The following is a 26385-nucleotide window of genomic DNA, read 5'->3' on the forward strand; positions in this document are numbered from 1 at the left end:
AGGTGGGCTGAGCATCCGTCACCTGACGATCTCCTCGGCGTCTTCGTCCCGTGCCACCAGGGCTCGGTATCCCGGCTCCCCGTCCAGCAGCTCTCGGTGGGTGCCGGTGGCTGCCACCTTGCCGTCCAGCAGGTAGTGCACGAGGTCCGCCTGGTCCAGGACCAACGGGGACGTCGTCGTCACCAGCGTCGTCCGGCCCTGTCTCGTCGTGTGCAGGCGTTCCGCGACCCTTGCCTCCGTGTGGGCGTCCAGGGCCGACGTGGGCTCCACGGCCAAGAGCACCTCCGGGTCCGCCAGCAGTGCGCGGGTCAGGCGGACGCGTTGGCGTTGGCCGCCGGAGAGGTTGCGGCCCTGGGCGTCGATCGGGGTGTCGAGGGCGTCGGGGAGGCCGCGGACGATGTCCTCGGCGACCGCCGTGTGCACCGCTTGGGTGATCGCTGACTCGTCCCGGTCCGCGTGGCCGGCCACCAGGTCGCGCAGTGTGCCCGCGAAGAGGTCGGCCTCGTGGTCGGCGACCAGGATGCGTGCCCGGACCTGCGTCAACGCGATCTCGCTCAGGGGGACTTCGCCCCACGTGGCCCCGGACGGGACGTAGCGGCCGAGGCGGTCGACGACGGTCGTGGCGTCGGCCGGCAGTGCGGCGGCCAGTGCGGTGAGCCGGCCCGGCGGCACCCGCACCCCGGACTCGGGGTCGTGCAGTGCCGCAGGCTCCGCGGGCGCGTCCCGGGTGCCGGTGTCCGCCATCGGCTCCAGCCGGAGGAACCGTACGACCCGTCGCGCCGCCACCACCCCACGGCTGACCTGGTAGCCGCACTCGATGAAGAACGCCACCGGCCCCACCAGCACCGCGACATAGCCGTACACCGACACCAACTCGCCCACGGTGATGGCCCCCTGGGCGGCGAGCCGCGCCGCCAGCCAGGTCACCACGGCCAGGAACAGCGTGGGCAGTCCCACGCCGAGCGCCTGCACCCAGCTGGTCACCGCCCCGACCCGGTATCCCTGCGCCCGCAGCCGCTGCGAGTCGCGCTGGAAGGCGTCGGCGACCAGACCCTTGCCGCCGAGGCCGTTGAGGACGCGCAGGCCGCCCGCGAGGTCGGCGATCCGTGCGGTCAGGACGCCCTGCCGCTCGCGGTACTCCGTCTCCGTGCCCTGCAACCGACCCAGCAGCGGGCCGACGAGCACCCCGACCAGCGGCATTCCGAGCAGCACCACGACGGCGATCGGGACCGACACCGACACCAGCAGACCGGCGACCACCAGATAGGCGACGACGGCACCGACGCCCGGGCCGACGACCGTCAGGGACTGGCTGATGGTCTGGACGTCGCCCACGCCGATCGTGACGACCTCCCCGGCCCCGATCCGGCGTGGCAGCGTGGCACCCAGGCGTACCGCGTGCCCGATCAGCACCTTGACCGTGCGGAAGTTGCTGTCCATCCGCACCCGCGTCATCGTGCGGTGCCGCATGATGCTCAGCCAGGCGTTGAACGCCCCCACCGCGAACAGCGCGGCCGTCCACCCCGCCAACGCGCCGTAGTCACCGGCCGCCAGCCCGTCGTCGACGGCACGGGACATCAGGTACGGGGTCGCCGCCAGCAGCACCATCCACACGCTGGAGATCAGCGCTCCCATGACGGACCGCGTGCGCTGACGCATGACGAGCCACCACAGATACCTCCATCCGCCACGACGGTCGGGCTCGCCCGGATCCTCGTACGCGTCGATCATCGTTCCCCGTTCCGCCGCTCTCCCGTGCCGCTACGCCAGACTGTCCCGCCACGCCCGGTGCAGATCCGCGAACCTGCCCGTCCCGGCGATGAGTTCGGCCGGTGTGCCGTCCTCGACGATCCGGCCGTGCTCCATGACCAGTACCCGGTCCGCGATCTCCACCGTGGAGAGGCGATGGGCGATCACGACGGCCGTACGACCGTGCAGGACCGTCGACATCGCGCGCTGCACCGCCCGTTCGCCGGGGATGTCGAGGGAACTGGTCGCCTCGTCGAGGATCAGCACCGCCGGGTCGGCGAGCAACGCCCGGGCGAACGCGACCAGTTGGCGCTGACCGGCGGAGATGCGGCCGCCGCGCTTGCGTACGTCGGTGTCGTAGCCGTCGGGCAGTGAGCCGATGAAGTCGTGCGCGCCGATGGCCTTCGCCGCCTGCTCGATCTCCTCGCGGGTGGCGTCCGGCCGGCCGATGGCGATGTTCTCGGCGACCGTGCCGGAGAACAGGAACGCCTCCTGCGTCACCATCACCACCCCGCGCCGCAGTTCGGGCACGGGCAGTTCGCGCAGGTCGACGCCGTCGAGGAGGACCCGGCCGTCGGAGGCGTCGTAGAAGCGGGCGAGCAGCTTGGCCAGCGTCGACTTGCCCGCGCCGGTCGACCCGACGACCGCGACGGTCTGGCCGGCCGGGATCGTCAGGTCGAAGCGGGGCAGCACCTCGCCGCCGGTGCGGTAGCCGAACCGGACGCCGTCGAAGACGACCTCGCGGCCGGGGTGCTCCGACTCCGGTTCGGGGAGCTGCCGGGGCGTCTGCGGCTCGGGTACGGTCGGCGTCTGGGCCAGCAGCCCGGCGATCTTCTCCAGGGAGGCCGCCGCCGACTGGTACGAGTTGAGGAACATGCCGAGCCGGTCGATCGGGTCGTACAGGCGGCGCAGGTAGAGCACGGCGGCCGCCAGCACACCGAGGGCCAGCGTCCCGCCCGCGACCCGGTAGGCGCCCCACAGCACGATCCCCGCCACGGCCGTGTTGGCGACGAGCCGCGAACCGACGACGTAACGGGCCATCTCCAGCAGCGCGTCGCCGTTCGTCCGCTCGTGCCGGGTGTTGAGGACCCGGAAGTCGGCGTCGTTGGCGGCCTCACGACGGAAGGCGCGCACCGGGCGGATGCCGTTCATCGTCTCGACGAACTTGACGATCACGGCGGCGATCGCGGTGGAGCGCACGGTGTACACCCGTCCCGCGCGCCGCCGGTACAGCCGCACGAGGAGATACAGCGGCACGAGCGAGGCCACGGCGACCGCACCGAGCCCGAGGTCCAGCCACAGCAGCATCGCCGAGATGTAGACGAAGGACAGGATGACGGTGACGAGTTCCTGCAGGCCCTCGTCGAGCAGTTCGCGCAGGGACTCCACGTCCGTGGTGGAGCGGGAGATGAGCCGTCCCGAGGTGTAGCGCTCGTGGAAGTCGACGCTCAGGGCCTGGGCATGGCGGAAGATACGGCCGCGCAGGTCGAGCAGCACGTCCTGGTTGACGCGGGCGGAGACCAGGATGAACGCGTACTGCAGCGTGCCGGAGACGAGCGCGCACAGCAGATAGCCGACGGCGACGGCGACCAGCGGCCCGAGGTCGTCGCGCCGGAACGCCGGTACGGCCGTGTCGATGGCGTACGCCACCAGCAGCGGTCCCGCCTGCACGGCCGCCTGCTGGAGCAGCAGCAGGAGGGTGGTGAGGGCCACGCGGGCCTTCATCGGGGTGAGCAGCGAGCGCAGGAGGGCGGCGGTGGCGCCCGGGGGAGTGGGCAGGACGTCGCTGTCGAAGGGGTCGTCCGGCCTGGCGGATTCGGGTTCCTCCGCCGGTTGTTCCTTGCCCGGTGCGGTGGTGGTCGCCGTCATCGGTCGGCCTCCTCGGTCCCGGCCATCAGGTGGGCGTACTCGGCGTTCGTGCGCAGCAGTTCGTGATGCGTGCCGACCGCGGTGATACGGCCGCCGGAGAGCAGGGCGACACGGTCCGCGAGCAGCACGGTGGACGGGCGGTGGGCGACGATCAGGGCGGTGGTCTCCGCCAGCACGTCCCGCAGGGCGGCCTCGACCGCGGCCTCGGTGTGCACGTCGAGGGCGGACAGGGGGTCGTCCAGCACGAGGAACCGGGGCCGGCCGACCACGGCGCGCGCGAGCGCCAGCCGCTGTCGCTGCCCGCCGGAGAGGCTGAGGCCCTGCTCGCCGACCTGTGTCCCGGTGCCGTGGGGCAGGGCGTGCGCGAAGTCCGCCTGCGCGACGCCGAGCGCCCGCTCCAACTCCAGCTCTCCGGCGCCGTCTTCGGCCCCCATGAGAACGTTGTCCGCGACGCTGGCCGAGAAGAGGGTGGGCTCCTCGAAGGCGACCGAGACCAGGGAGCGCAGCTGTTCCCGGGACATGGCGGTGATGTCGTCGCCGTCCAGCGTTATCCGGCCGGACGTCACCTCGTGGAGACGGGGGACCAGGGCGGTGAGGGTCGTCTTGCCGCTGCCCGTCGCGCCGACGAGGGCCATCGATTCGCCGGGTTGTATGTGGAGGTCTATGCGGTCGAGGACGGGAGAGGAGTCGGCGGGGGCGTCGGGATAGCGGAACCGCACGTCGTGGAACCGGAGTCCGAGATCCGTACGATCCTCCTTCGCCGTCGAGATCTCCTGCCTTTCCGACTCGGCGTCCATGACCTCGAAGTACCGCTCCGTGGCCGTCGCCGCCTCCTGGCTCATCGCCAGCAGGAAGCCGATCGAGTCCACGGGCCAGCGCAGCGCCAGCGCCGTCGACAGGAACGCCACCAGCGTGCCCGCCGACAGCTCCCCGTCCGCCACCTGCACCGCACCCAGCACCAGTGCCGCCCCGATGGCCAGCTCCGGCAGCGTCACGATGACGCCCCAGATCGTCGCCAGCAGGCGGGCCTTGCGCAGTTCCGTGCCACGCAGTGTCCCGGACAGCTCCTTGAACGCCCGGGCCTGGCTGCGGTGCCGTCCGAACCCCTTGATGATCCGGATCCCGAGCACGCTCTCCTCGACGACCGTCGTCAGGTCGCCCACCTGGTCCTGCGCCCGGCGCGCCACGGCGGCGTACCGCTTCTCGAAGATCACGCAGGTGACCAGCACGGGCACGGCCGGGATGAGGATCACCAGCCCCAGCGTCCAGTCCTGGAGCAGCATGATGATCACGCCGACGAGGATGGTCACGCCGTTGACCAGCAGAAACGTCAGCGGAAAGGCGAGGAACATACGTAGCAGCATCAGATCGGTCGTGCCCCGCGACAGCAACTGCCCCGACGCCCACCGGTCGTGGAACGCCACCGGCAGCCGCTGCAGATGCCGGTACAGATCCGCCCGCATCGCCGCCTCGACCCCCGCCAGCGGGCGTGCCACCAGCCACCGCCGCAGCCCGAACAGCAACGCCTCCGCGAAGCCGAGCAGCAGCAGATACAGCGCCCCGAGCCACACCCCGGCCGGATCCCGGTCGGCGACGGGCCCGTCCACCATCCATTTCAGGACGAGCGGGATGACCAGCGACAGACAGGAGGCGACGATCGCCACGCACGCGGCGCTGAACAACCGCACGCGCACGGGCCGCACATACGGCCACAGCCGCAGCAGCGCACGTACGGCGGAGCGGTCGCGTCGGTCGGTTCGGTCGGGACTGTCCTCGGCGGTTGCACGTGTCGTCACCATCAGCAGCGAGCCTACGGATTGCCACTGACACTGCCCACCGAGTTTTGGCCGGTCCGCGATCGGCCGCTGGTCCTACGACCTGCGTGTTCGAGGGGTCGTACGGTGCCATCAACCGATCGGTCGATGTGCCTTCGAGCGCGACGGCCGATGTGCCGGACCCGGCCCCGCCGCGACCCTGATGCCATGTCCGTCATAGAAGTCACCGACCTGTGCAAGTCCTACGGCGGCCGGACCGTCGTCGACGGCGTCTCCTTCACCGTCGCGGAGGGCGAGATCTTCGGCATCCTCGGCCCGAACGGCGCCGGCAAGACCACCACCGTCGAGTGCGTCGAGGGCCTGCGCGTCCCCGACGCGGGCCGCGTCCGTGTCACCGGCCTCGATCCCGTCACCGACCACGCGCGCGTGGCCCGCGTCCTCGGCGCCCAGCTCCAGGAGAGCGAGCTCCAGGACAAGCTCACCGTCCGCGAGGCCCTGGAGCTGTACGCCGCCTTCTACGAGAAGCCCGCCGACTGGCGGCCCCTGGCCGAGCGCCTCGGCCTGACCGCCAAGCTGACCACCCGGTTCGGCAAGCTGTCCGGCGGCCAGAAGCAGCGCCTGTTCATCGCGCTCGCCCTGATCGGCAACCCCAGGATCGTGGTCCTGGACGAGCTGACCACCGGCCTGGACCCGCGCGCCCGCCGCGACACCTGGGAACTGGTGGAGGACGTCCGGGCGAACGGCGTCACCGTCCTGCTCGTCACGCACTTCATGGAGGAGGCGCAGCGCCTGTGCGACCGGATCGCAGTGATCGACAAGGGGCGGATGGCCGCCCTGGACACCCCGGCCGGGCTGATCCGCCGATCGGCGGGCGGCACCGTCATCAGCTTCACACCGTCCGCCCCGCTGGACGACCGTGACCTGAACGCGCTGCCCGCGCTCGCCTCCGTGGAGCACAGGGACGGCCGTATCACCCTGTCCGGCACCGACGAGACGGTCAACGCGGTCATCACCCTCCTCGCCCGCAGCCACGTCACCGCCCACCAGCTCCGCGTCAGCGACGCCACCCTCGACGACGCGTTCCTCGACCTGACCAAGGAGGAGGCGGCATGAACACCGCCGTACTGAGGACCGAGACCCGCCTGTTCGGCCGCGAACCCGGCAGTCTCTTCTGGATCCTGCTGTTCCCGACCCTGCTGCTGGTGATCCTCGGCTCGATCCCGGCCTTCCACGAGCACGAGAGCGGCCTCGGCGGGCTGCGGACGATCGACGTGTACGTCCCGGTGGCGGTGCTGCTCGGTCTGATCGTCAGCGGCCTCCAGGCGATGCCGCAGACCCTCACCGGCTACCGCGAACGCGGCATCCTGCGCCGGATGTCCACCACTCCGGTCCGCCCGTCCGCCCTGCTGACCGCCCAGATGACGGTCTACGGTGCCGCCGCCCTGACGTCCGCGCTGCTCGCCCTCGCGGTGGGCCGGCTCGCCTTCGACGTACGGCTGCCCGAGCAGCCCTTCGGCTACCTTCTCGCCCTCCTCCTGACCGTCCTGGCCGCGCTCTCGCTCGGCGCGCTGGTCTCCGCGCTGTCCCGCACCACGAAGATCGCCGGTGCCATCGGGTCCGCGGTGTTCTTCCCGGCGATGTTCTGCGCGGGCGTGTGGATGCCGGTGCAGACCATGCCGGACGTGCTGGCCGAGGCCGTCGGCTACACGCCTTTTGGGGCGGCCTCGGAGGCGCTGAACCAGGCCGCCGTCGGCGACTGGCCGGGCTGGGCCCACCTGGGCGTCGTCGCCGCCTGGGTCGTGCTGCTGACGGCCGGTGCCGCGCGCTGGTTCCGCTGGGAGTAGGCGGCCGGCCATGCAGACTGGTGGCATGACCGCGGTGGACACCGACATCGAGCGGCGCTGGCAGCTGATCCGCAGCAAGGGGCCGTACGGACTGCTCGCGGTCGCCACGCTGCTGGCGGTCGCCACCGCCGAACTGACGCCGGGTACGGCGGAGCGGAACGCGGTCGCGGCGCTGGTCGTCGCGGGGTTCGGACTCCAGCTGTGGTGGGGCCGGACGAGCCGCACCCGCCCGGGCCCGTCCACCGCGGGCACGGTGTACTACGGCGGGCGCTGGGCGCTCGGCTTCGCGCTGACCTGGCTGAACCCGTTCTTCGCGTTCTACGTGGCGGCCGGGTACTTCGACGCCGAGGAGCTGATGCCCCGCCGGAGCCTTCGGTGGATCGGTCCCTTCGCCTGCGCGATCGCCGTCTCGGGTGCGCAGGCCGGGGGACTGCCGTTCCACGCGCCGGTGCAGTGGGCGGTGTTCGCCGGGCTTGTGGTGGTGAACAGCGTCATGCTGACGGTCGTCGGCCACCTCACCTCGCAGCAGGAGGAACGCTCCCGCGCCCGCGCCGAGACCATCGCCGAACTCGAAAGCACCAACACCGCGCTGCAGCAGGCGCTCGACGAGAACGCCGCCCTCCACGCCCAACTCCTCGTCCAGGCCCGGGAAGCGGGCGTCGCCGACGAGCGGCGCCGCCTCGCCGCCGAGATCCACGACACCCTCGCCCAGGGCCTGACCGGCATCATCGCCCAGCTCCAGGTCGTCGCGAACGCACCCGACCTGCCCACCGCCCGCATCCACCTCGACCGCGCGGCGTCCCTGGCCCGGCACAGCCTCGGCGAGGCCCGCCGCTCGGTGCACAACCTCGCTCCCGTGGCCCTGGAGCACGACGGGCTGCCCCAAGCCCTGAAGAGCACGGTCGCCGAGTGGGCCGAACGGACCGGCGTACGCGCCGAGTTCACGGTCACCGGCACCGCGGAGCACCTCCACGACGAGGTCTCGGCGACGCTGCTGAGGATCGCCCAGGAGGCCCTCTCCAACGCCTCCCGCCACGCCCGCGCGACCCGGGTGGGCGTCACCCTCTCCTTCCTCGGCGACGAGGTGATCCTCGACATCCGCGACGACGGCCGGGGCTTCGACCCGCTCACCTTCCCCGAGCGCACCCACTCCGGCGGCTTCGGCCTGGCCGGCATGCGCGCCCGTGCCGAGCGCATCGCCGGCTGCCTCACCGTCGAGTCCGAACCGGGGCGCGGCACCGCCCTGTCGGCTCGCGTACCGTTGGTACGCCATGGGTGACGAGGGGTCCATCTCGCTGTTGATCGTCGACGACCATCCCGTCGTACGGGACGGTCTGCGCGGCATGTTCGAGTCCGCGCCCGGCTTCGTCGTGCTCGGCGAGGCGGCGAACGGCGAGGAGGCCCTGGAGCGGGCCGCCGCTCTCGACCCCGACGTGATCCTGATGGACCTGCGCATGCCGGGCGGCGGTGGGGTCGCGGCCATCGCCCACCTCACCCGCACCGGCGCCCGCGCCAAGGTCCTCGTGCTGACCACGTACGACACCGACTCCGACACCCTCCCCGCCATCGAGGCGGGAGCGACGGGCTACCTCCTGAAGGACGCACCGCGCGACGAGCTGTTCACCGCGGTCCGGGCCGCCGCCGAGGGCCGTACGGTCCTCTCCCCGGCCGTCGCCTCCCGCCTGGTCTCCGCCGTCCGCACCCCGAAGGCCCCCGGCAACGAGCCCCTCTCCGCCCGCGAGCGCGAGGTCCTGGCCCTGGTCGCCAAGGGCACGTCCAACCGCGAGATCGCCCGCGAGCTCTTCATCAGCGAGGCCACCGTGAAGACCCACCTCACCCACCTGTACGCCAAGTTGGGCGTGAACGACCGGGCGGCGGCGGTCGCGAAGGCGTACGAGCGGGGGATCCTCGGCTGAGCGTGCGGCCCGGGCGCCGGGTCGGTCGTTCACCTTCGGTGCGAGCTCACCGTGTCCTCTCGGCAGCGGCTCAACCGTCCACCCTCAGCAACAGCACCGCCCGCGCCGGCACCGTGATCGCCGCCCCCGCCCGGTGCTCCACCCCCGGCGCCTCCCCCTGCTCCTCCCGCGACGTGTCGACGACCACCTCGTACCGCTCCGCCCACGGCGGCCCCGGCAGCACGAAGCTCACCGGCCGGTCCCCGGCGTGCAGTACGGCCAGGAAGCTGTCGTCGAGGATCGGCGCCCCGCGCTCGTCCCGGCCCGGTATGTCCCGCCCCGACAGATACATGCCCAGCGTGGCGGCGGGCGCGTACCAGTCCCGTTCCGTCATCTCCGTGCCCCGCGCGGTGAACCAGGCCAGGTCCCGCAGCCCGTCCGCCGAGTGCGCCCGCCCCGAGAAGAACGCCCGCCGGCGCAGCACGGGATGCCGGTGCCGCAGCTCGATCAGCCGGGACGTCAGGTCGAACAGCGCCTTCCAGCCCGGCTCCTCCAGCAGCCCCCAGTCCAGCCAGCTGATCTCGTTGTCCTGGCAGTACGCGTTGTTGTTGCCGCGCTGGGTGCGCCCCAGCTCGTCGCCCGCGACCAGCATCGGCACACCCGTCGACAGCAGCAGGGTCGTCAGCAGGTTCCGCAACTGGCGTCGCCGCAGCGCCCGTACGCGCTCGTCGTCCGTCTCGCCCTCGGCGCCGCAGTTCCAGGCCCGGTTGTCGCCGGAGCCGTCCCGGTTGCCCTCGCCGTTCGCCTCGTTGTGCTTGCGCTCGTAGGACACCAGGTCCCGCAGCGTGAAACCGTCGTGCGCGGTCACGAAGTTCACCGACGCGTACGGCCGCCGCCCGCCCCACGCGTACAGGTCGCTCGACCCCGACAGCCGGTACCCCAGATCCCGTACGTCCGGCAGCGCGCCGCGCCAGAAGTCCCGTACGGCATTGCGGTACCGGTCGTTCCACTCCGTCCACAGCGGTGGAAAGGCGCCCACCTGATACCCGCCGGAGCCCACGTCCCACGGCTCGGCGATCAGCTTCACCCGCCGCAGCACCGGATCCTGCGCGATGACGGCGAGGAACGGCGAGAGCATGTCGACGTCGTGCATGGAGCGGGCCAGCGCCGCCGCCAGGTCGAACCGGAAGCCGTCCACCCCCATCTCCGTCACCCAGTACCGCAGCGAGTCGGTGATGAGCCGCAGCACATGCGGCTGGACGACGTGCAGGGTGTTCCCGCAGCCCGTGTAGTCGGCGTACCTCCGCGCATCCGACTGCAACCGGTAGTACCCCCGGTTGTCGATGCCCTTCAGCGACAGCGTCGGGCCCAGCTCGCCCGCCTCCGCCGTGTGGTTGTAGACGACGTCGAGGATGACCTCGATCCCGGCCGCGTGCAGCGCGTGCACCATCCGCTTGAACTCGCCGACCTGCTGACCGGTCGTACCCGAGGCGGCGTAGGCGGCGTGCGGGGCGAAGTAGCCGATGGAGTTGTAGCCCCAGTAGTTGCGCAGGCCCTTGCGCAGCAGATGGTCCTCGTGCGCGAACTGGTGCACCGGCAGCAGCTCCACCGCCGTCACGCCCAGCTTCACCAGATGCTCGATCGCCGCCGGATGCGCGAGACCCGCGTACGTCCCCCGCAGCTCCTCCGGAATCCCCGGGTGCAGCTTCGTGAAACCCCGTACATGCACCTCGTAGATCACCGAGTCGGCCCACGGCGTCTTCGGCCGCCGGTCGTCCATCCACTCGTCCTCGGGGGCGTCGTCGTGGACGACCACGCCCTTCGGGACGTACGGCGCCGAGTCCCGGTCGTCGCGCACCGTGTCGGCGACATGCTGCTGCGGCCAGTCGCGGACGTGCCCGTACACCTCCGGCGGCAGGCTGAAGTCGCCGTCCACCGCGCGCGCGTACGGGTCGAGCAGCAGCTTCGCCGGGTTCCACCGGCCGCCGGTCCACGGGTCCCAGCGGCCGTGCACCCGATAGCCGTAGCGCTGACCCGGCATGACCCCCGGCACGAAACCGTGCCAGATCTCGTGCGTCAGTTCGGTGAGCCGGGCGCGGGTCTCCTTCCCCTGCTCATCGAACAGACACAGCTCCACCGCCTCCGCCCCGCCCGCCCACAGCGCGAAGTTGGTGCCCGCCACCCCGTCCGGGCCGACCCGGAAGCGGGCGCCGAGCGGCACGGGCGTGCCCGGCCACACGGGCACCGCGGGGGCCTTGTGCCGCGCGCCGTTCACGACGGCGGCCGGGCGCCCCTCCTCAGCGGCGACCGCGGCGGCCACCGCCTCCTGCTCGGCTGCGCTCGACACCTGACGGCCTCCCACGGCTCAGGGACCACACGATATGGAAAGAGAGCCCACGGTCGTCCCCAGGCCCTGTCGTCAGATTCCCGCCTGCCCGGCGGCCCCGCCCTCCGGGCGGACGACGGGAATCTGACGACAGGGCCTAGCCGCGGCTCCCTGTCGCGTCGTCCTCCCACATGTTCTGCCCACCCCATGGCTCGCACTCACGTTTCCCCAGGACCCCCCGGTCGTTGGGTTCTTCGTGAGGCACGTACAAGGGCGCGCGCGGCGCGCGGGAGCCGTGTTGGCCGTCGTACTGACATGGGCCGGCCTGCTGGCCGGGGTGGCCGGCTGTACTTCGGAGGGCGACCGGACGCTCGGCAAGCCGCCGGCCCCCGAGGACGTCATCCGGGTGCAGCCGGACGACCGCACCAAGGGCGTACGCCCCGACGACAAGCTGCTGGTCGGCGTGGACAGCGGGCAGCTGGAGTCGGTGAAGGTCGTCAAGTCCCAGGACGCGCAGGAGACCCGGGTGCCCGGGCGCATCGCCGAGGACGGCCGGCGCTGGGAGCCCGACGACCCCGGGCTCGCGCTGGCCGCCCGGTACACGATCGACGCGGTGGCCGTCGACGACCACGGGCGCCGCAGCGCACGGCACACGACCTTCACCACGTACGTCCCCGACGAGCGGTTCATCGGATACGTCACCCCGGAGAACCGCTCCACCGTCGGCACCGGAATGATCGTCTCCCTGGAGTTCAACCGGGAGATCGAGCACCGAGCCGCCGTCGAACGCGGCGTCCAGGTCACCGCCGAGCCGGCCGTGGAGATCAGCCCGCACTGGTTCAGCGGAACCCGCCTCGACTTCCGCCCCCAACACCACTGGAAACCCGGCACCCAGGTCACCGTCGCGCTGCGCCTGCGCGACGTCGAGGGAGCGCCTGGGGTGTACGGCCTCCAGCACAAGACGTTCTCGTTCACCGTCGGCCGCCACCAGGTCTCCGTCGTCGACGCGGCCAGACACACCATGGAGGTACGGCGCGACGGCGAACTCCTCGCGACCGTGCCGATCACGGCCGGCGCCCCGAAGACGACCACCTACAACGGCAAGATGGTCGTCACCGAGATGCTCGAACTCACCCGGATGAACGGCGCCACGGTCGGCTTCAAGAAGAAGAACGGCAAGGGCGAGTACGACATCCCGGACGTCCCGCACGCCATGCGCCTCACCGCCTCCGGCACCTTCCTGCACGGCAACTACTGGGCGGACGACGCCATCTTCGGACGGACCAATGTCAGCCACGGATGCGTCGGGCTCAGGGACGTGAAGGGCGGCAGCTCCGAGACGCCCGCGGGCTGGTTCTTCGACCGCAGCCTGATCGGGGACGTCGTCGAGGTCGTCCACAGCAACGACAAAAAGGTCGCTCCCGACAATGGCCTCGGAGGATGGAATATGGGTTGGAAGGAGTGGAAGGCAGGGAGTGCGGTGAAGTAACAGGACAGGGGGGTGAGTTGCTCGACCAACCGGCTATCTGGCGATGTTGGAACGGAACGGTGACAAACGCACGGCGCCGACGCCCGTGACCTTGTGGTTAATATGCGCCGGTGCGCGGTGGACGCGCAGGGGAGCGGGCGGACCAGGCCCGCGAGGGCCTTGGGCCCGGGGAGGGGAGAAGGACTTGAACGTGCGGCCGATATCGGGGGCGTCGGTTGACGCGCGCGGGGGGCGTGGACCCAGGCGCAAGGGGATGGCGGCACTGGCCGGGGTACTGCTGCTCGCCGTCACCGCGTGCGGCGGGGGCGGCGGTTCGGACTCGGGGGCCGGGGACGGGAAGGGCAAGGACTCCAGTACCGCGGAGGCCGAGAAGTCCCGGGCCGTCGTGACCATAGCGCCGGGCGACGGGGCGAAGTTCGTCGAGACCAGCGGCGCGCTGAAGGTCACCGCGGCCAAGGGCAAGCTGACGGACGTCGAGGTGAAGGACGCCAAGGGCGAGGCGATAGCCGGGAAGATATCCGGCGACGGTGCCACCTGGACCCCGTCCACGCACCTCGCCGCCGCCACGAAGTACACGGTGCACGCGGTCGCCAAGGACTCCGAGGGCCTGGAGGCGACCAAGGAGGCCGACTTCACCACCCTGACCCCCAAGAACACCTTCCTCGGCAATTTCACCCCCGAGGACGGCTCCGAGGTCGGCGTCGGAATGCCGTTCTCCGTCCGCTTCACCCGGGGCATCACCAACCCCGAGGACGTCGAGAAGGCGATCAGCATCAAGACCGAGCCGGCCATCGAGGTCGCGGGCCACTGGTTCGGCAACGACCGCCTCGACTTCCGGCCCGAGAAGTACTGGAAGGAAGGCACCAAGGTCACCGTCGACCTCAACCTCGACGGCGTCGAGGGCCGCCCCGGCGTCTACGGCGAGCAGACCAAGACCGTCTCCTTCACCATCGGCCGCGACCAGGTCTCCGTCGTCGACGTGAAGACCAAGAAGATGAAGATCACGCAGGACGGCAAGGTCGTGAAGACCATCCCCGTCACGACCGGCGCGCCCGGGTACGAGACCTGGAACGGCCAGATGGTCATGACCGAGAAGTTCGTCCAGACCCGCATGAACGGCGACACGGTCGGCTACGAGGGCGAGTACGACATCAAGGACGTCCCGCACGCCATCCGCCTGACCGACTCCGGCACCTTCATCCACGGCAACTACTGGGCCGGCGGCGTCTTCGGCAACTCCAACGTCAGCCACGGCTGCGTCGGCCTGCGCGACGTCAAGGGCGCCTACGACGGGGGGACGCCGGCCGCGTGGTTCTACAACCACTCGATGATCGGTGACGTGGTGGTCGTGAAGAACTCCAACGACGCGACGGTGGCTCCGGGCAACGGGCTGAACGGCTGGAACATGTCGTGGGAGAAGTGGAAGGCGTAGCGCGGCTCTGACGGGCGTACGGCCCCGGTGGTCGGCCTCTGTGTGAGGTACGGCACCGGGGCCGTCGCCGTTAGTCCCCGTTAACCTGCTCGCATGACCGTGAATCTCGAAGTCGCCGAAGGTGTCGGTACCCTCCGCCTCGACCGCCCGCCCATGAACGCGCTGGACGTCGCCACCCAGGACAGGCTCAAGGAACTCGCCGAGGAGGCGGGCCGGCGTGACGACGTACGGGCCGTGGTGATCTACGGCGGGGAGAAGGTGTTCGCGGCCGGCGCGGACATCAAGGAGATGCAGGCCATGGACCACACCGCGATGGTCCTGCGCGCGCGGGCCCTGCAGGAGTCGTTCACGGCGGTGGCCCGGATCCCGAAGCCGGTGGTGGCGGCGGTGACGGGCTACGCGCTCGGCGGCGGCTGCGAGTTGGCCCTGTGCGCGGACTACCGGATCGCCGGGGAGAACGCCAAGCTGGGCCAGCCGGAGATCCTGCTCGGTCTGATCCCGGGCGCGGGCGGCACCCAGCGCCTGTCCCGCCTGATCGGCCCGTCGAAGGCGAAGGACCTCATCTTCACCGGCCGTATGGTGAAGGCGGACGAGGCGCGGGAGTTGGGCCTGGTGGACCGCGTCGTGGCGGCGGACCAGGTCTACGCCGAGGCGCACGCGTGGGCGGCGAAGCTGGCGCAGGGCCCGGCGATCGCGCTGCGGGCGGCGAAGGAATCGATCGACACGGGCCTGGAGACGGACATCGAGACGGGCCTCGCGGTGGAACGCGGTTGGTTCGCGGGCCTGTTCGCGACGGAGGACCGGGAGCGGGGGATGCGGAGCTTCGTGGAGGAGGGCCCGGGCAAGGCGAAGTTCCTGTAGGCATCCCGGTCTGAAACTCCGCCGAATCACTTGCAATTGACGGGATGTCTGATTCGGGGTCCCTCGATGGGGCGGTTTATGGCAGCCTTAAGGCAACCTTAAGCCTGTCTTGTCGAGGGAGTCCGTCGATTGCCTTCAGGGGACCCGTCGTCGCAGGTCGGACGGGCTGCAGACACCTCCGAACTGCCACCGTCATATGCCGATGGAGCCGTTCGGAATGATGAATTCCGGGGAGCCTATTCCGCGGGAACGGCCACGGAGGCCGCTGTCGGCGGCCATGATGGGGGCATGGCGGGGCTGGAGGGTATCGAACAGCCGCGGGGACACGGCCGTGCGACTGCGGCGCGCTGGTCGCCGGGGGTCGAGGACGAAGCTGCCTCGAAGGCGTTGGAACTGTTCGGCAATCCCACGGAGGCGGAGGTTCCGCTCCCGTCCCGCCCGGAGTCCGCGGCCACGGCGCGGCGGCTGGCGCAGGTGGTGGTCCTACGCCAGTGGGGCCTGACTCCGAAAATGACGGAGGACGCGGTCTTACTCGTCTCGGAACTGGTCGGCAACGCCGTCCGCCACACCGGCGCCCGCGTCTTCGGCCTCCGCATGCGCCGCCGCCGAGGCTGGATCCGCATCGAGGTCCGCGATCCCTCGCGCGGCCTGCCGTGTCTGATGCCGGTCCAGGAGATGGACGTCAGCGGCCGGGGCCTGTTCCTGGTGGACAAACTCTCCGACCGCTGGGGCGTGGACCTGCTGCCGCGCGGCAAGACGACGTGGTTCGAAATGCGGGTGGCCGACCGCTGAGGCAGTCGTGCTGCAGGGCGCCCTACTCGGCGTCCAGCTGGTGGTCCGCCCAGACGTAGCTTGCGGGCAGCAAGTCGGTGATGGGGACGGTTCGGACGCGGTCGTCGTCGCCGACGATGACCTTGAGTGCGGGAAAGTAGTCGAGAAGTACCTGACGGCACCGTCCGCACGGGGGAACAACCCCCCGGTCGCGGTCGCCCACGGCGACGATCGTGTCCAACTCGTAGACACCCTGGGCGGCTGCCGCGCCAACAAGGACCAGCTCTGCGCAGGGTCCTCCGGTGAAGTGGTAGGCATTCACCGCCGTGACGATCCGTCCGTCCCGGGCACGGCCCGCGGCCGCCATGGTGTGGTTGTCCCCCCGGCATCGAGTGCGCGCGACGTGCGCCGCGGCCTGGATGAGTTCCTCGTCGACGGGGTGGGTCTGCGTGGTCATCTTCTCCGCTTTCATCAGCTGTCAGGCGACGTTGACCCGAGTGGCGACGGAGTGCAAGCGAATATCGGCGGTGCGCTGGCTCCGCCAGATGATGCGGGGGCGGAGTGTGCTGACCGGTCCCGGTCCCGGCCTTTCAGGCCGTCGAGCGCTTGCGGACGAGGTCCAGGCAATGTCAGCCCGTCCGGCGTTTGAGGACGAGGCCCCTTCCGGGCCGAGGGCGAAGTCCGCTGGTGGGTGGCGACCCGAGGCGAACCGCTTATCGGGTGAATCATGCGCTTTTCGACACATTACTCATTAAATAGTCCAGTGATCTGGACCGACTCCCCGCCCGGACACCCAACCGCCCCCGCCGCAAGGAAGAACCGCCGATGAACCTCATCCACCGCACCCTCCTCGCCGGCCTCGGCCTCCTCGCCCTCGCCGCCTGCGGCACAGACTCCGCCAAGGACAGAACCCGCGCCGCCGCCGAATCACGCGATACCCAGGCCGCCATCCCCGCCCCGCAGAAGAAGCCCGTCGACGGCCTCCCCGGCATGCCCCCCGTCCTCGACCCGAAGGACGTCTACGCCGCCGACCGCCCGAACAAGCTCTCCCCGGTCGTCAAGGACTTCCCGTCCCGCGTGTACGTCCCCAACAGTGAGTCGGACACCGTCTCCGTCATCGACCCGAAGACGTACAAGATCATTGAGACCATCCGCGTCGGCCGCCAGCCCCAGCACGTCGTCCCGTCCTGGGACATGAAGACCCTCTGGGTCAACAACAACCGCGGCCACACCCTCACCCCCATCGATCCGAAGACCGGCAAGGCGGGCAAGGCGGTCGAGGTCCACGACCCCTACAACCTCTACTTCACCCCCAACGGCAAGCACGCCGTCGTCATGGCCTCCCTCGACCGCGAACTCGTCTTCCGCGACCCCCACACCATGAAGCGGATCAATACCGAGCCGGTCACCTGCTACGGCGTCAACCACGCCGACTTCTCCCTCGACGGCCGGTACTTCATCGTCTCCTGCGAGTTCAGCGGCGAACTGCTCAAGGTCGACACCCAGCGGATGAAGGTCGTCGGCCGGCAGAAGCTCCCCTTCGACGGCGCGATGCCCCAGGACGTGAAGATCTCCCCGGACGGCAGGAGGTTCTACATCGCCGACATGATGGCCGACGGCGTGTGGGTCCTGGACGGCGACAAGTTCACCGAGCCCACCCTCCTGCGCACCGGCAAGGGCTGCCACGGCCTCTACATCAGCCGCGACTCACGCGAGATGTACATCTCCAACCGCGGCGAAGGCAGCATCTCCGTCTTCGACTTCAAGAAGAACGCGCTCACCAAGAAGTGGCACCTTCCGGACGGCGGCAGCCCCGACATGGGCGGCATCTCCGCCGACGGCAAGGTCCTGTGGCTCTCCGGCCGCTACGACGCCGAGGTGTACGCCATCGACACCCGCACCGGCAAGCAGCTCGCGCGCATCCCGGTCGGCAGCGGCCCGCACGGCCTCGCCGTCTACCCGCAGCCCGGCCGCTACTCCCTGGGCCACACCGGCATCTTCCGCTAGCTGCCCGGCAGTTGACCGGCGGTCAGCGGACACGCCGCCGTACGAGTGACGCTCCACGCCCCACCGCCGGAGGCCCGGGATGGTACTCCCATGATCACAACTCGCCTGCGGCGGCGGGCCGCTGCCGCCGTCCTGTCCCTCTCGGCCGTCCTCGCGACGACGGCCGCCACGGCTCCCGAGACCACCCGCACCTCGGCCGCCGACCTCCCCGCCACGGTGGCCGCCACCGTGGCCAAGGCCGCCCCCGCCCTCGCCCCGGCTGCCGCCCCCGCCCCGGCCGCCTGCCCCGTCCAGTACGACGACAAGGTCAAGGCCGCCGTCGACCGCCGCGTCGACGTCGACCGCATCAGCCCCGACCCGGCGTGGCGCACCACCTGCGGCACGCTCTACCGGGCCGACGGACGCGGCCCGGAGATCGTCTTCCAGGAGGGCTTCAAGCCCAAGGACGTGGTGAACGGCCAGTACGACCTGGAGCAGTACGTCCTGGTCAACCAGCCCTCCCCGTACGTGTCCACGACGTACGACCACGACCTGTACAAGAAGTGGTGGAAGTCGGGCTGGAACTACTACATCGACGCCCCCGGCGGCATCGACGTCAACCAGACCATCGGCGACACCCACAAGTGGGCCGACCAGGTCGAGGTCGCCTTCCCCGGCGGTGTCGACCGGAAGTACATCGTCGGCGTCTGCCCGGTGAACAAGACGACCAAGGTCGAGATCATGAGCGACTGCCAGAGCAACCCGTACTTCGAGGCCTGGCACTGAGCACCCGGCGCCGAGTGCCCCGCACCGACGCCTACCGGGCGTGCAGCAGCAGCTCCGCGCCCACCTGCCGGTAACCGGCCGCCTGGAACGCCCGCACACTGCGGGCGTTCCCCGGCGCGACCTGCGCCCACAGCGGCTCCGTGACGAGATGCCGGGCGGCGGTCACCAGCAGCCGCCCCAGCCCCCGGTGTCGTACGTTCTCGTCCACCTCGACCGAGACCTCCGGCCGCCCGGCGATCCCGCGCCCCATCACCAGCACCCCACCCTCCGCCGCCCACGCACGCACGTCGTCGCGCCGCCCGCGGGCGTAGACGATCCGGGGGTGGTCGGCGTCCTCGATCTCCTTCAGCACCAGCGGCGGCTCACCCGGCAGCGGGGCACCGACCAGCATCGCGTCGACGGTCTCGGTCCAACGACCCGTACGCTCCGCGAAGGCCGCCAGGAACCGCGGGTTCATCGTCGCGGTGAGCGCGTCGCAGTCGACGTCGCGCAGGGTGTCGTGGACCCAGTCGGGGTCCTCGTCCGTGAAGACGACGGAGTGCGCGGTGAAGGAGAGGACGCCCGCGTGCCGGGGAGAGGGCTGCGGCACGACGGTCGTACGGCCGTCCGCGGGCGGGAAGACTCCCCGCGCCGCCGCGCCCAGGATCTCCGACAAGCTCTCCGCCATGGCCGCCACCCTCGCACTCGTCGAGTCTCCACCCGCCGGAAGGCCTCGCCCGGGTGGTCGCCGCGCTGTGCGTTCGTACAGCCGGTTAATCTGACCTCCGTCAGTAAGACATCAAGGTACGACGAAGAGGGGCGGATCGGTGGCGCACATCGACATCGAGGAAGCACGCAGGCAGTTCGAGCGCATCGATGCGGACGGTGACGGCACCATCACCGCCGCCGAGTTCAAGGCCGCCCTGGCCCAGGGCGGCGACTGGAACGTCACCGAGGCGGTCGCCGAGGCGATCATCAAGAGCCGCGACCTGAACGGCGACAAGCTCCTGTCGTTCGACGAGTTCTGGGCCTTCCTGAGCAAGTGACGCAGCGGGGAAGGGGCGCCCGGCCCGCCGAACGGCGGACGGGCGCCCCTTCGTCATGTCCGGGACCCGGTCCGTACGCCGTCCAGGGTTCAGGAGGCCTGCCTGCGGTACCGCCCCGGCGCCATCCCGTACTCCCGCTTGAAGGCCTTGGCGAAGGCGAACTCCGAGGTGTAGCCGGTGCGCTGGGCGATCGTGCGCAAGGGAGTGTCGTCGGCACGCAGCAGGCGGCCCGCCGTGGTCATGCGCCACCAGGTCAGATACGTCAGCGGAGGCTCACCCACCAGCGCCGCGAAACGGCGGGCGAAGGCCGCGCGGGACAGGCCCGCACGGGCGCCGAGTTCCTCGACGGTCCAGGGATGGGCCGGGTCGCCGTGGATGCAGCGCAGCGCCGCCGCGACGGCCGGGTCGGCCAGGGCGGCGGCCCACCCCGTGGGGTGCCCGGAGTCCTGCCGCTCGCCCAGCCACCAGGCCCGCAGGATGTACAGCAGCAGGGTGTCCAGGAGCGAGGTGACGATCGTGTCCGAGCCCGGTTGCGGCTCCTCCAGCTCCGCGCCCAGCAGTTCCACCGCCGTCCGCAGGGAGCGGTGGGCGCCGACGCGGGTGGGGAGATGGACGACGTCCGGGAGCTCGGAGAGGAGCGGGTGCGCGCGGGAGCGGTCCAGCATGTACGCGCCGCACAGCAGCACCGTCCGCGGGCCCGACCGCTCGGGCGTGGCGGACGTCGTCCCGGGCCAGGTGCCGTCGGGCAGCGGCCGTATCTCCTCCAGCGGTCCGTCGAGAGCGCCGGCCAGCCCGTACTCACGGCCCTGCGCCAGGAACACCACGTCGCCGGGCCCCATCGCCACCGGCTCGCCCGCCGCGGGGATCAGCCATGCCGACCCCTGGAGCACCACATGGAACCCCGTCCCGTCCGAGGCGGGGAAGCGCATCCCCCAGGGCGCGTAGTGGTCCTGGCGCCCGGAGTGCGGGCGGCCGGTGCGCATGGCGGCGATGGCGTCGCTGAGTACGTCCATGTCCGCACGGTAGCGGGTGGGGCGACGGGAGAGACGGATGGACAGGAAACCGAGACCGGCAGACATGGATCGTCTCGGGAGACGCCCATAGCGTCATCCCCATGTCACCCACCACCGCACGCACAGTGCTCTTTCACGAAACCGGCGGACCCGAGGTACTGACGATCGAGAACGTGCCCGTCCCCGAACCGGGCCCCGGTCAAGTCACCGTCCGGGTCGAGGCGTTTGGCCTCAACCGCGCCGAAGCCCTCTTCCGCGCCGGGACCTACTACTACCAGCCCGCCCTTCCCGCCTCCCGCCTCGGCTACGAAGCCTCAGGAGTCGTCGAGGCCATCGGCGACGGCGTCACCGCACTCGCCGTCGGTGACCCGGTGCTGACCGGGCCGGGCATCGAGATGAGTGCGCAGGGCGTGTACGCCGAGCGGGTCGTGCTGCCCGAGACCGCCGTGCTGCGGCGCCCCGCCTCGGTGGACGCGGTGACGGGGGCGGCGGCCTGGCTGACGTACACGACGGCTTACGGCGCCCTGCTGGAAACCGCCGGACTCAAGCCCGGCGACCACGTCCTGATCACCGGCGCGTCCAGCGGCGTCGGCACGGCGGCGATCCAGGTCGCCCGCCGCATCGGCGCGATCCCCCTCGCGACCACGCGCACGGAGGCGAAACGGCAGCTCCTGCTGGACGGGGGAGCGGCCGAGGTCATCGTGTCGGGAGAGACGAGCGACGGCATGCAGACGGTCGCCAAGGAGACCAGACGCCTCACCGACGGTCGCGGCGCCCAGGTCGTCTTCGACGCGATCGGCGGCCCGGCCTTCCAACACCTCGGCGACGCGCTCGCGGAGGGCGGAACCCTCGTCGTCTACGGCTGGCTGGACCCCCGCCCCGCCGAGATCCCCCGGACCTGGCCCTTCACCATCCACACCTACGCCAACCTCAGCCTCACCACCACACCCGACGGCCGCCGCCGCTCCACGGCCTTCCTCAACGCCGGCCTGACCGACGGTGGTTTCCGCCCGGTGATCGCCGAGGTCTTCGAGGGCCTGGACACGATCCGCGAGGCACACCGCCTGATGGAGTCCAACATGCACACGGGCAAGATCGTCGTACGGCTCTGAGGCGCAGCGGCGTGCGAACCTACGCGTCCGCGGCCCACTCCCGCAGCGCGGCCTTGCTGGCGAAATCGGCGACGTTCTTGTCCAGCGGGTCGTCCGTGTACTGGTGGAAGCGCCACTTCGCCTGGATGCGGGGCTTGCCCGCCGTGACGTAGTCGGCGATCCAGAGGCCGTCGCCGGCGTAGGACGTGGTGTCCACATTGAGCCAGTAGTTTCGGTTGCAGTACAGAATGACCGGATTGTTCGGCCGCTTCTCCTTCACCTTCCGGATGAAGAGATCCTTCTCCGCGTTGCTCGCATGCGTCCCCTCGCTCGTCGTCTCCCAGTCGACCGCGAGGATGTCGCCCGCCTTCTCGGGGGCCTTGCTGACGAAGTACTCGGCCTGGGCGGACAGGTTGCCGGGCCACAGGAAGTGGTAGAAGCCGACGACCAGTCCGGCGTCGCGGGCCCGTTTGGTCTGGGCGGTGAGTTTGGGGTTGATGTAGGAGCGGCCCTCCGTCGCCTTGATGAAGACGAAGGAGAGGCCGTCCGTGTCGTAGGACGTGGACTGGTACGCGCTGACATCGATGCCGCGGATCATGCGGGGGGACTCCCTCAAGTGTCAGTGGGGTGAGAGGAGTTGGAGTTGTTGTTGTATGCCCCACCATGTTCGACGGAAACTGCCGTCGACGCTCGGCGATCGGTGCCGATGACCGGTGGAGGTTTGGCGTGGAACCCGTGATGTCGCGGAACGACGGGGAGGTCATGGAGGGCGGGGATCGGACCGTCGGCCCCTGGGAGGGGGTGGACGAGGCGGCACTCGTGCGGGCCGTGCGGGCGCAGGCGGGGCGGCCGGTGGCGGGTGTCGACGACATGGCGTCGTATCTCGCCGACCAGGTGTCGGACGCCTCGCACCGCGAGGTCATCGGCCCGCTCCTCGACGGGCAGGGGGCCGGCGGCGTCGTGGTGCGGCGCGGTGCGGTGCTCGCCTCGTGGGGTGATCCGGCGCGCGCGGAGATGGCGTACAGCGCCACGAAGAGCGTGCTGTCGCTGGTGGCCGGTGTCGCGTTCGATGACGGTCGGCTGCGTCCGGACGAGCCGGTGTCGGCGTCCGTGGACCTGCCCGAGTTCCGCACCTCCCGGTGGCGGCGCGCCATCACGTGGCGCCACTTGCTGGACCAGACCAGCCAGTGGGAGGGCGAGTTGTGGTCCAAGCCGACCTGGGTGGACGCCCAGAGCACCCGTGAGGGCACGGAGTCGGCCGGGGGACCGCCCGGTGCCGGCTGGGCCTACAACGACGTGCGGGTGAACCTGACGGCGCTGGCGCTCACGGTGCTGTTCGGCCGCCCTCTGCCGGACGTGCTGCGCGAGCGCGTCATGACACCGATCGGCGCCTCCGACGGCTGGTCCTGGCACGGCTACGACAACTCGGTGGTCGAGATCGACGGCGCCGCGGTGCCGGTGGTCTCCGGAGGCGCGCACTGGGGCGGCGGCCTGTGGATCAGCGCCCTGGATCTGGCCCGGCTGGGCCGGCTGTGTCTGCGGGGCGGTCGGTGGGGCGGTCGTCAGGTCGTGTCCCGGCGCTGGATCGAGGAGTTGTGGACGCCCTGCCGGGTCAAGCCCGAGTACGGCCTGTCCTGGTGGCTCAACGACGACGGCGCCGTATGGCCGCACGCCCCGCGCACGGGCCGCTGCGCCCGCGGCAACGGCGGCAACCATCTGCTGTGGGTGGATCCGGCGCGCGACCTGGTGATCGCCTCGCGATGGGGCGCGCAGGTCGAGCGCCTTCTGGTCGACGTGTCCGGGGCGGTGGCCCCGAACTGATAGCTACTCCCAGCGGTTGCGTCCCGCGACGAAACGCAGCGTTCGGCCCGTGGAGGATGAGAGGTCGAGGTCGAAGAGCTGTCGGTAGGCGGTGTCCGGCAGGTCCGGTGTGAAGGCGAACCGTACGGCCGATTCGGTGTCTTCCAGCATCAGCACCGGTTCCTGGACCTCGGGCTCCGGCTCCGCGGTCGCCTCCTCGCCTCGGTGCAGTGCTCCGCCGATGAGGCCCTTGACCGCACGGTAGGCGTCCTGGGCGAGGTTCTTGCCGCATTCCTGGAGAAAGCCACTGAGTGGCAGCACGACGAGCACCATCCAGGTCAGGGCGTCGCTGCGGTGGCCGCCGACCACCGCACCTTCCGCCCGTACGCCCAGTCCGGCCAGTCCTTCGTACAGCGCCGCCTGCTGCTCCGCGGCTGTCCCGGGGGCGAAGTAGACATGGGCGGTGGCCGACGTGTCGGTGCTCGGTTCAGTCATCCTGCTGCTCCTCTTCAAGGCGCCAGATCTTCACGTGTCCGTCGGCCGCCGCCGCGGCCAGCAGCCGTCCGTCGTCACTGAAGGCGACCTCGGTGACGGCGTCGCGGTGGTGCCCGACTCGGGGCCGCCCGTTGACCCTCTTGCTCCGCAGCGACCACAGGCAGACCTTGTCGTCGTCGCCTCCGGTGGCCAGCAACCGGCCGTCCGGACTGACGGCGACCGTGTTCAGCGCGCTGCGGTGCGGGATGCGGCGGACCGGAGTGCCGTGCGGCAGCTCCCACAGACAGGCGACCTGGTCGGTTCCCGCGGTGACCAGGTGCCGTCCGTCGGGGCGGCTGAACGTCACGGCCCTGGGCACCTCGGCGTGGGTGAAGGTGCGGTCGGGGGTGTACCGGCCGTGGGTGTCCCACAGCAGCAGCCGGCCCTCCGTGTCGGCCGTCACCAGGTGTGTGTCGTCCGGGCTGAAGGCGAGGTCGGTCACGGTGTGGTGGACCGGCAGCCGGTGCAGGATCCGTCCGTCCGCGGCCCGCCAGATGGCGGCTCCCGTCCAACCGGCCGTGGCGATGCGGGCACTGTCGGAGCTGAAGCACAGTCGGCGCGGGCCGGTCACGAGCTCACGTCCGAAGCCGACGGCAGCGACCTTCCTCCCGGTCGCGGTCTGCCAGATGAGCATGCGGTGTTTGGTGGCCGCGGCGAAGAGCGTGCCGTCGGGGCTGAAACGGACGGTGCGGGGGCCGTGGTTGAGCAGGCCGAGGTGCAGGGTGTGTACCGTTCGGCCCTTCTCGACGTCGACGATCTGGACGCTGTCGCCCTCCGGCCCGACGGCGCAGAACTCACCGCCGGGACTGAAGCTGATCGAGTGCACCGCGGAGCGGTACTCCAGCTCCTGGACGAGACACAGCCGGGGCACGCTCGGCCGCTCCAGGCACACTCCGGGGCAGTCGCCAGGGCTCCGACGAGGCTGCACCGTCGGCTTCGTGGACACGGTGGCCAAGGGTGTGTGCACATCGAAGATCCGCTCGATGCCGGACCCCAGATACAGCACCGGCGTTCCCCACTCCAGCGACCCCTTGAGCTCGGTGCGCATGGCCAGCCGGGCCTTCTGGACGCCCACGTGGACCGCGTCGTTCTGCGCCAGACAGGTGTAGAACTCCCGGCTGAACTCAAGGGCGGCCCGGTCGCTGATCGGGAACTGCATGGCGGCCACCGCCGGCACGCCCTTGCGCAGGATCGAGGCGGCGGGGCTGGAGAAGGGATCCGTCACGGGCGCGTAGTCGGTTCCGCACGCGTTGAGGACGACCAGTCGGAGGGTGCCGCCGCTCATCAGCGGGGAGATGTCGGGCGCCGACATCTCGTGGCGCTCGCCGGTTCCCGGGTCGGTGAAGGCCAGCGTGGCGTTGCCGGTCAGCGGATCGAGTCCGCCGTGTCCGATGAAGTGCAGCACATGGGGCCGCACCCGCTGCAGGGCCTCGCGCAGATCGCGCCAGCTCTGGCCCGGCACCCACGCGAGCTCGACGACGCCGCCGCGCATCAGGTCCCGCAGGGACCGGTGCAGTTCCGAGCGTTCCTGCTCGACCGAGAGGCTTTCGAGGTCGGAGGGCCGGGCGACCATGCCGAGCACCCGCAGCGGTGTTTCGACGGGCAACGGGCCCTGGGTGGTGGGCAGATCGAGTTCGCGTACGAGGGCGTGGTCCACCGCGAGGTGTTCGCCGGCCACGGGGTCGTAGAGGAACTCCCAGGGCAGCCGGTCGAGACCGCCGGAGTGGGCGTTGAGGCTGATCCGCAGGGTACGGCGGTCGTGCTGGGCCTGTGAACGGCAGCGCAGCAGCAGGGCGCGGGCCGTCTCGTCGAAGACGGAGTGGAACATCAGCGTGCCGAGCTCCCGGACCAGTGCCGTCGCGGGGCCCGGCAGGTCTGTCGACAGTGTGACGCGCTCGGCGACCCGCTCCAGCAGCGCGTTCGCTCGGGGCTGTGCCGTGAGGAGCGGCTTTTCCACGCGGCAGCTGCCGATCGTGGTCTTCATGTGGGCCATCTGCGCTTTTCCCACGGCGTGGAGAGCGATGTTGAAATCGAGCGCCTCGCGTACCTCTCCCATGTGCGCTTCCCCCGAACCGATTTGCCGTCGCCACCCCACCGGGAGCGAATGTGTGCTTGATGGTACGGCCGGGCGTCGGGCAC

23 protein-coding genes are annotated in these 26385 nt (G+C 70.8%); 13 read left to right on the top strand and 10 right to left on the bottom strand.

Going from position 1 to position 26385, the window contains the following annotated elements:
* Nucleotides 1-18: 18 nt before the first annotated feature.
* From BLU79_RS45185 to BLU79_RS45195, 3 genes are read right to left on the bottom strand one after another with little or no spacing between them, the layout of a single operon-like run.
* Entirely contained in the window at nucleotides 19-1731 is a 1713-nt protein-coding gene (locus BLU79_RS45185) for an ABC transporter transmembrane domain-containing protein (protein WP_093911888.1), read from the bottom strand.
* Nucleotides 1732-1761: 30 nt separating this feature from the next.
* Nucleotides 1762-3618, bottom strand: a complete 1857-nt coding sequence (locus BLU79_RS45190; protein ID WP_093911889.1) for an ABC transporter ATP-binding protein — start codon at nucleotides 3616-3618, stop codon at nucleotides 1762-1764.
* Nucleotides 3615-5417, bottom strand: coding sequence for an ABC transporter ATP-binding protein (locus BLU79_RS45195; protein ID WP_093911890.1), 1803 nt, complete (start codon nucleotides 5415-5417; stop codon nucleotides 3615-3617). Before BLU79_RS45195 ends, BLU79_RS45190 begins: the two co-directional genes overlap by 4 nt.
* Nucleotides 5418-5600: 183 nt before the next feature.
* Here BLU79_RS45195 and BLU79_RS45200 point away from each other — a divergent pair, with 183 nt between their 5' ends.
* From BLU79_RS45200 to BLU79_RS45215, 4 genes are read left to right on the top strand one after another with little or no spacing between them, the layout of a single operon-like run.
* Complete coding sequence (locus BLU79_RS45200; protein ID WP_093911891.1) at nucleotides 5601-6506, top strand: ABC transporter ATP-binding protein; 906 nt, start codon at nucleotides 5601-5603, stop codon at nucleotides 6504-6506.
* Nucleotides 6503-7237: an ABC transporter permease gene (locus BLU79_RS45205; RefSeq protein ID WP_093911892.1), complete on the top strand. Its 735-nt coding sequence runs from the start codon at nucleotides 6503-6505 to the stop codon at nucleotides 7235-7237. Before BLU79_RS45200 ends, BLU79_RS45205 begins: the two co-directional genes overlap by 4 nt.
* Before the next feature lie 25 nt (nucleotides 7238-7262).
* Nucleotides 7263-8516 carry a sensor histidine kinase gene (locus BLU79_RS45210; protein WP_093911893.1) on the top strand — a complete coding sequence of 418 codons (1254 nt, stop codon included), beginning with the start codon at nucleotides 7263-7265 and terminating at the stop codon, nucleotides 8514-8516.
* Nucleotides 8509-9153, top strand: coding sequence for a response regulator (locus BLU79_RS45215; protein WP_093911894.1), 645 nt, complete (start codon nucleotides 8509-8511; stop codon nucleotides 9151-9153). The genes BLU79_RS45210 and BLU79_RS45215 overlap by 8 nt, the downstream gene beginning before the upstream one ends.
* 70 nt (nucleotides 9154-9223) lie before the next feature.
* Here BLU79_RS45215 and glgX read toward each other — a convergent pair whose 3' ends face one another.
* Nucleotides 9224-11479 carry a glycogen debranching protein GlgX gene (glgX, locus tag BLU79_RS45220; protein WP_093911895.1) on the bottom strand — a complete coding sequence of 752 codons (2256 nt, stop codon included), beginning with the start codon at nucleotides 11477-11479 and terminating at the stop codon, nucleotides 9224-9226.
* A 235-nt stretch (nucleotides 11480-11714) separates the two neighbouring features.
* On the opposite strand from glgX, the gene BLU79_RS45225 reads away from it, so the two are divergent.
* The 4 genes from BLU79_RS45225 (at nucleotide 11715) to BLU79_RS45240 (ending at nucleotide 16032) form a co-directional block, all read left to right on the top strand.
* A complete protein-coding gene (locus BLU79_RS45225) occupies nucleotides 11715-12947 on the top strand; it encodes a L,D-transpeptidase (protein ID WP_093911896.1) in 1233 nt (410 codons plus the stop codon).
* A gap of 184 nt (nucleotides 12948-13131) precedes the next feature.
* A complete protein-coding gene (locus BLU79_RS45230) occupies nucleotides 13132-14379 on the top strand; it encodes a L,D-transpeptidase (protein ID WP_177001447.1) in 1248 nt (415 codons plus the stop codon).
* 93 nt (nucleotides 14380-14472) lie between these two features.
* Nucleotides 14473-15240: an enoyl-CoA hydratase/isomerase family protein gene (locus BLU79_RS45235; protein ID WP_093911898.1), complete on the top strand. Its 768-nt coding sequence runs from the start codon at nucleotides 14473-14475 to the stop codon at nucleotides 15238-15240.
* A 288-nt stretch (nucleotides 15241-15528) separates the two neighbouring features.
* Nucleotides 15529-16032: an ATP-binding protein gene (locus BLU79_RS45240; protein WP_093911899.1), complete on the top strand. Its 504-nt coding sequence runs from the start codon at nucleotides 15529-15531 to the stop codon at nucleotides 16030-16032.
* A 22-nt stretch (nucleotides 16033-16054) separates the two neighbouring features.
* Here BLU79_RS45240 and BLU79_RS45245 read toward each other — a convergent pair whose 3' ends face one another.
* Nucleotides 16055-16468 (bottom strand): cytidine deaminase family protein, encoded by a 414-nt coding sequence (locus BLU79_RS45245; RefSeq protein ID WP_093911900.1) that lies wholly within the window; start codon nucleotides 16466-16468, stop codon nucleotides 16055-16057.
* A 368-nt stretch (nucleotides 16469-16836) separates the two neighbouring features.
* On the opposite strand from BLU79_RS45245, the gene BLU79_RS45250 reads away from it, so the two are divergent.
* Together BLU79_RS45250 and BLU79_RS45255 are read left to right on the top strand one after the other, a co-directional pair.
* Entirely contained in the window at nucleotides 16837-18018 is a 1182-nt protein-coding gene (locus BLU79_RS45250; RefSeq protein WP_093911901.1) for a YncE family protein, read from the top strand.
* Between the two features lie 90 nt (nucleotides 18019-18108).
* Nucleotides 18109-18783 carry an ADP-ribosyltransferase gene (locus BLU79_RS45255; RefSeq protein ID WP_093911902.1) on the top strand — a complete coding sequence of 225 codons (675 nt, stop codon included), beginning with the start codon at nucleotides 18109-18111 and terminating at the stop codon, nucleotides 18781-18783.
* 31 nt (nucleotides 18784-18814) lie between these two features.
* Here the strand turns inward: BLU79_RS45255 and BLU79_RS45260 are convergent, their stop codons facing one another.
* Nucleotides 18815-19450, bottom strand: coding sequence for a GNAT family N-acetyltransferase (locus BLU79_RS45260; RefSeq protein WP_093911922.1), 636 nt, complete (start codon nucleotides 19448-19450; stop codon nucleotides 18815-18817).
* 139 nt (nucleotides 19451-19589) lie between these two features.
* Here BLU79_RS45260 and BLU79_RS45265 point away from each other — a divergent pair, with 139 nt between their 5' ends.
* On the top strand, nucleotides 19590-19808 hold the full coding sequence (locus tag BLU79_RS45265; protein ID WP_093911903.1) for an EF-hand domain-containing protein: 219 nt from the start codon (nucleotides 19590-19592) through the stop codon (nucleotides 19806-19808).
* Between the two features lie 89 nt (nucleotides 19809-19897).
* Here BLU79_RS45265 and BLU79_RS45270 read toward each other — a convergent pair whose 3' ends face one another.
* The gene (locus BLU79_RS45270; protein ID WP_093911923.1) at nucleotides 19898-20821 is read right to left on the bottom strand and encodes an AraC family transcriptional regulator; all 924 of its coding nucleotides are present in this window, start codon (nucleotides 20819-20821) and stop codon (nucleotides 19898-19900) included.
* A 101-nt stretch (nucleotides 20822-20922) separates the two neighbouring features.
* Here BLU79_RS45270 and BLU79_RS45275 point away from each other — a divergent pair, with 101 nt between their 5' ends.
* Nucleotides 20923-21933: a zinc-dependent alcohol dehydrogenase family protein gene (locus BLU79_RS45275; RefSeq protein ID WP_093911904.1), complete on the top strand. Its 1011-nt coding sequence runs from the start codon at nucleotides 20923-20925 to the stop codon at nucleotides 21931-21933.
* Nucleotides 21934-21952: 19 nt separating this feature from the next.
* Here the strand turns inward: BLU79_RS45275 and BLU79_RS45280 are convergent, their stop codons facing one another.
* Nucleotides 21953-22510: a glycoside hydrolase family 25 protein gene (locus BLU79_RS45280; RefSeq protein ID WP_093911905.1), complete on the bottom strand. Its 558-nt coding sequence runs from the start codon at nucleotides 22508-22510 to the stop codon at nucleotides 21953-21955.
* Nucleotides 22511-22650: 140 nt separating this feature from the next.
* Here BLU79_RS45280 and BLU79_RS45285 point away from each other — a divergent pair, with 140 nt between their 5' ends.
* Nucleotides 22651-23733, top strand: a complete 1083-nt coding sequence (locus tag BLU79_RS45285; protein WP_093911924.1) for a serine hydrolase domain-containing protein — start codon at nucleotides 22651-22653, stop codon at nucleotides 23731-23733.
* Nucleotides 23734-23736: 3 nt separating this feature from the next.
* Here BLU79_RS45285 and BLU79_RS45290 read toward each other — a convergent pair whose 3' ends face one another.
* Together BLU79_RS45290 and BLU79_RS45295 are read right to left on the bottom strand one after the other, a co-directional pair.
* Nucleotides 23737-24207, bottom strand: coding sequence for a hypothetical protein (locus tag BLU79_RS45290; protein WP_093911906.1), 471 nt, complete (start codon nucleotides 24205-24207; stop codon nucleotides 23737-23739).
* Entirely contained in the window at nucleotides 24200-26302 is a 2103-nt protein-coding gene (locus BLU79_RS45295) for a CHAT domain-containing WD40 repeat protein (protein ID WP_177001448.1), read from the bottom strand. The genes BLU79_RS45290 and BLU79_RS45295 overlap by 8 nt, the downstream gene beginning before the upstream one ends.
* Nucleotides 26303-26385: the final 83 nt, after the last annotated feature.

The organism is Streptomyces sp. cf386 (assembly GCF_900103585.1).
In the GTDB taxonomy this organism is placed as follows: domain Bacteria; phylum Actinomycetota; class Actinomycetes; order Streptomycetales; family Streptomycetaceae; genus Streptomyces.

Coding starts and splice junctions, on each gene's coding strand:
- BLU79_RS45290 (WP_093911906.1), bottom strand. CDS start 24,207: ATGACTGAACCGAGCACCGACACGTCGGCCACCGCCCATGTCTACTTC.
- BLU79_RS45245 (WP_093911900.1), bottom strand. CDS start 16,468: ATGACCACGCAGACCCACCCCGTCGACGAGGAACTCATCCAGGCCGCG.
- BLU79_RS45190 (WP_093911889.1), bottom strand. CDS start 3,618: ATGACGGCGACCACCACCGCACCGGGCAAGGAACAACCGGCGGAGGAA.
- BLU79_RS45295 (WP_177001448.1), bottom strand. CDS start 26,302: ATGGGAGAGGTACGCGAGGCGCTCGATTTCAACATCGCTCTCCACGCC.
- BLU79_RS45255 (WP_093911902.1), top strand. CDS start 18,109: ATGATCACAACTCGCCTGCGGCGGCGGGCCGCTGCCGCCGTCCTGTCC.
- BLU79_RS45260 (WP_093911922.1), bottom strand. CDS start 19,450: ATGGCGGAGAGCTTGTCGGAGATCCTGGGCGCGGCGGCGCGGGGAGTC.
- BLU79_RS45270 (WP_093911923.1), bottom strand. CDS start 20,821: ATGGACGTACTCAGCGACGCCATCGCCGCCATGCGCACCGGCCGCCCG.
- BLU79_RS45210 (WP_093911893.1), top strand. CDS start 7,263: ATGACCGCGGTGGACACCGACATCGAGCGGCGCTGGCAGCTGATCCGC.
- BLU79_RS45185 (WP_093911888.1), bottom strand. CDS start 1,731: ATGATCGACGCGTACGAGGATCCGGGCGAGCCCGACCGTCGTGGCGGA.
- BLU79_RS45280 (WP_093911905.1), bottom strand. CDS start 22,510: ATGATCCGCGGCATCGATGTCAGCGCGTACCAGTCCACGTCCTACGAC.
- BLU79_RS45200 (WP_093911891.1), top strand. CDS start 5,601: ATGTCCGTCATAGAAGTCACCGACCTGTGCAAGTCCTACGGCGGCCGG.
- BLU79_RS45240 (WP_093911899.1), top strand. CDS start 15,529: ATGGCGGGGCTGGAGGGTATCGAACAGCCGCGGGGACACGGCCGTGCG.
- BLU79_RS45285 (WP_093911924.1), top strand. CDS start 22,651: ATGTCGCGGAACGACGGGGAGGTCATGGAGGGCGGGGATCGGACCGTC.
- BLU79_RS45275 (WP_093911904.1), top strand. CDS start 20,923: ATGTCACCCACCACCGCACGCACAGTGCTCTTTCACGAAACCGGCGGA.
- BLU79_RS45195 (WP_093911890.1), bottom strand. CDS start 5,417: ATGGTGACGACACGTGCAACCGCCGAGGACAGTCCCGACCGAACCGAC.
- BLU79_RS45250 (WP_093911901.1), top strand. CDS start 16,837: ATGAACCTCATCCACCGCACCCTCCTCGCCGGCCTCGGCCTCCTCGCC.
- BLU79_RS45215 (WP_093911894.1), top strand. CDS start 8,509: ATGGGTGACGAGGGGTCCATCTCGCTGTTGATCGTCGACGACCATCCC.
- BLU79_RS45235 (WP_093911898.1), top strand. CDS start 14,473: ATGACCGTGAATCTCGAAGTCGCCGAAGGTGTCGGTACCCTCCGCCTC.
- BLU79_RS45205 (WP_093911892.1), top strand. CDS start 6,503: ATGAACACCGCCGTACTGAGGACCGAGACCCGCCTGTTCGGCCGCGAA.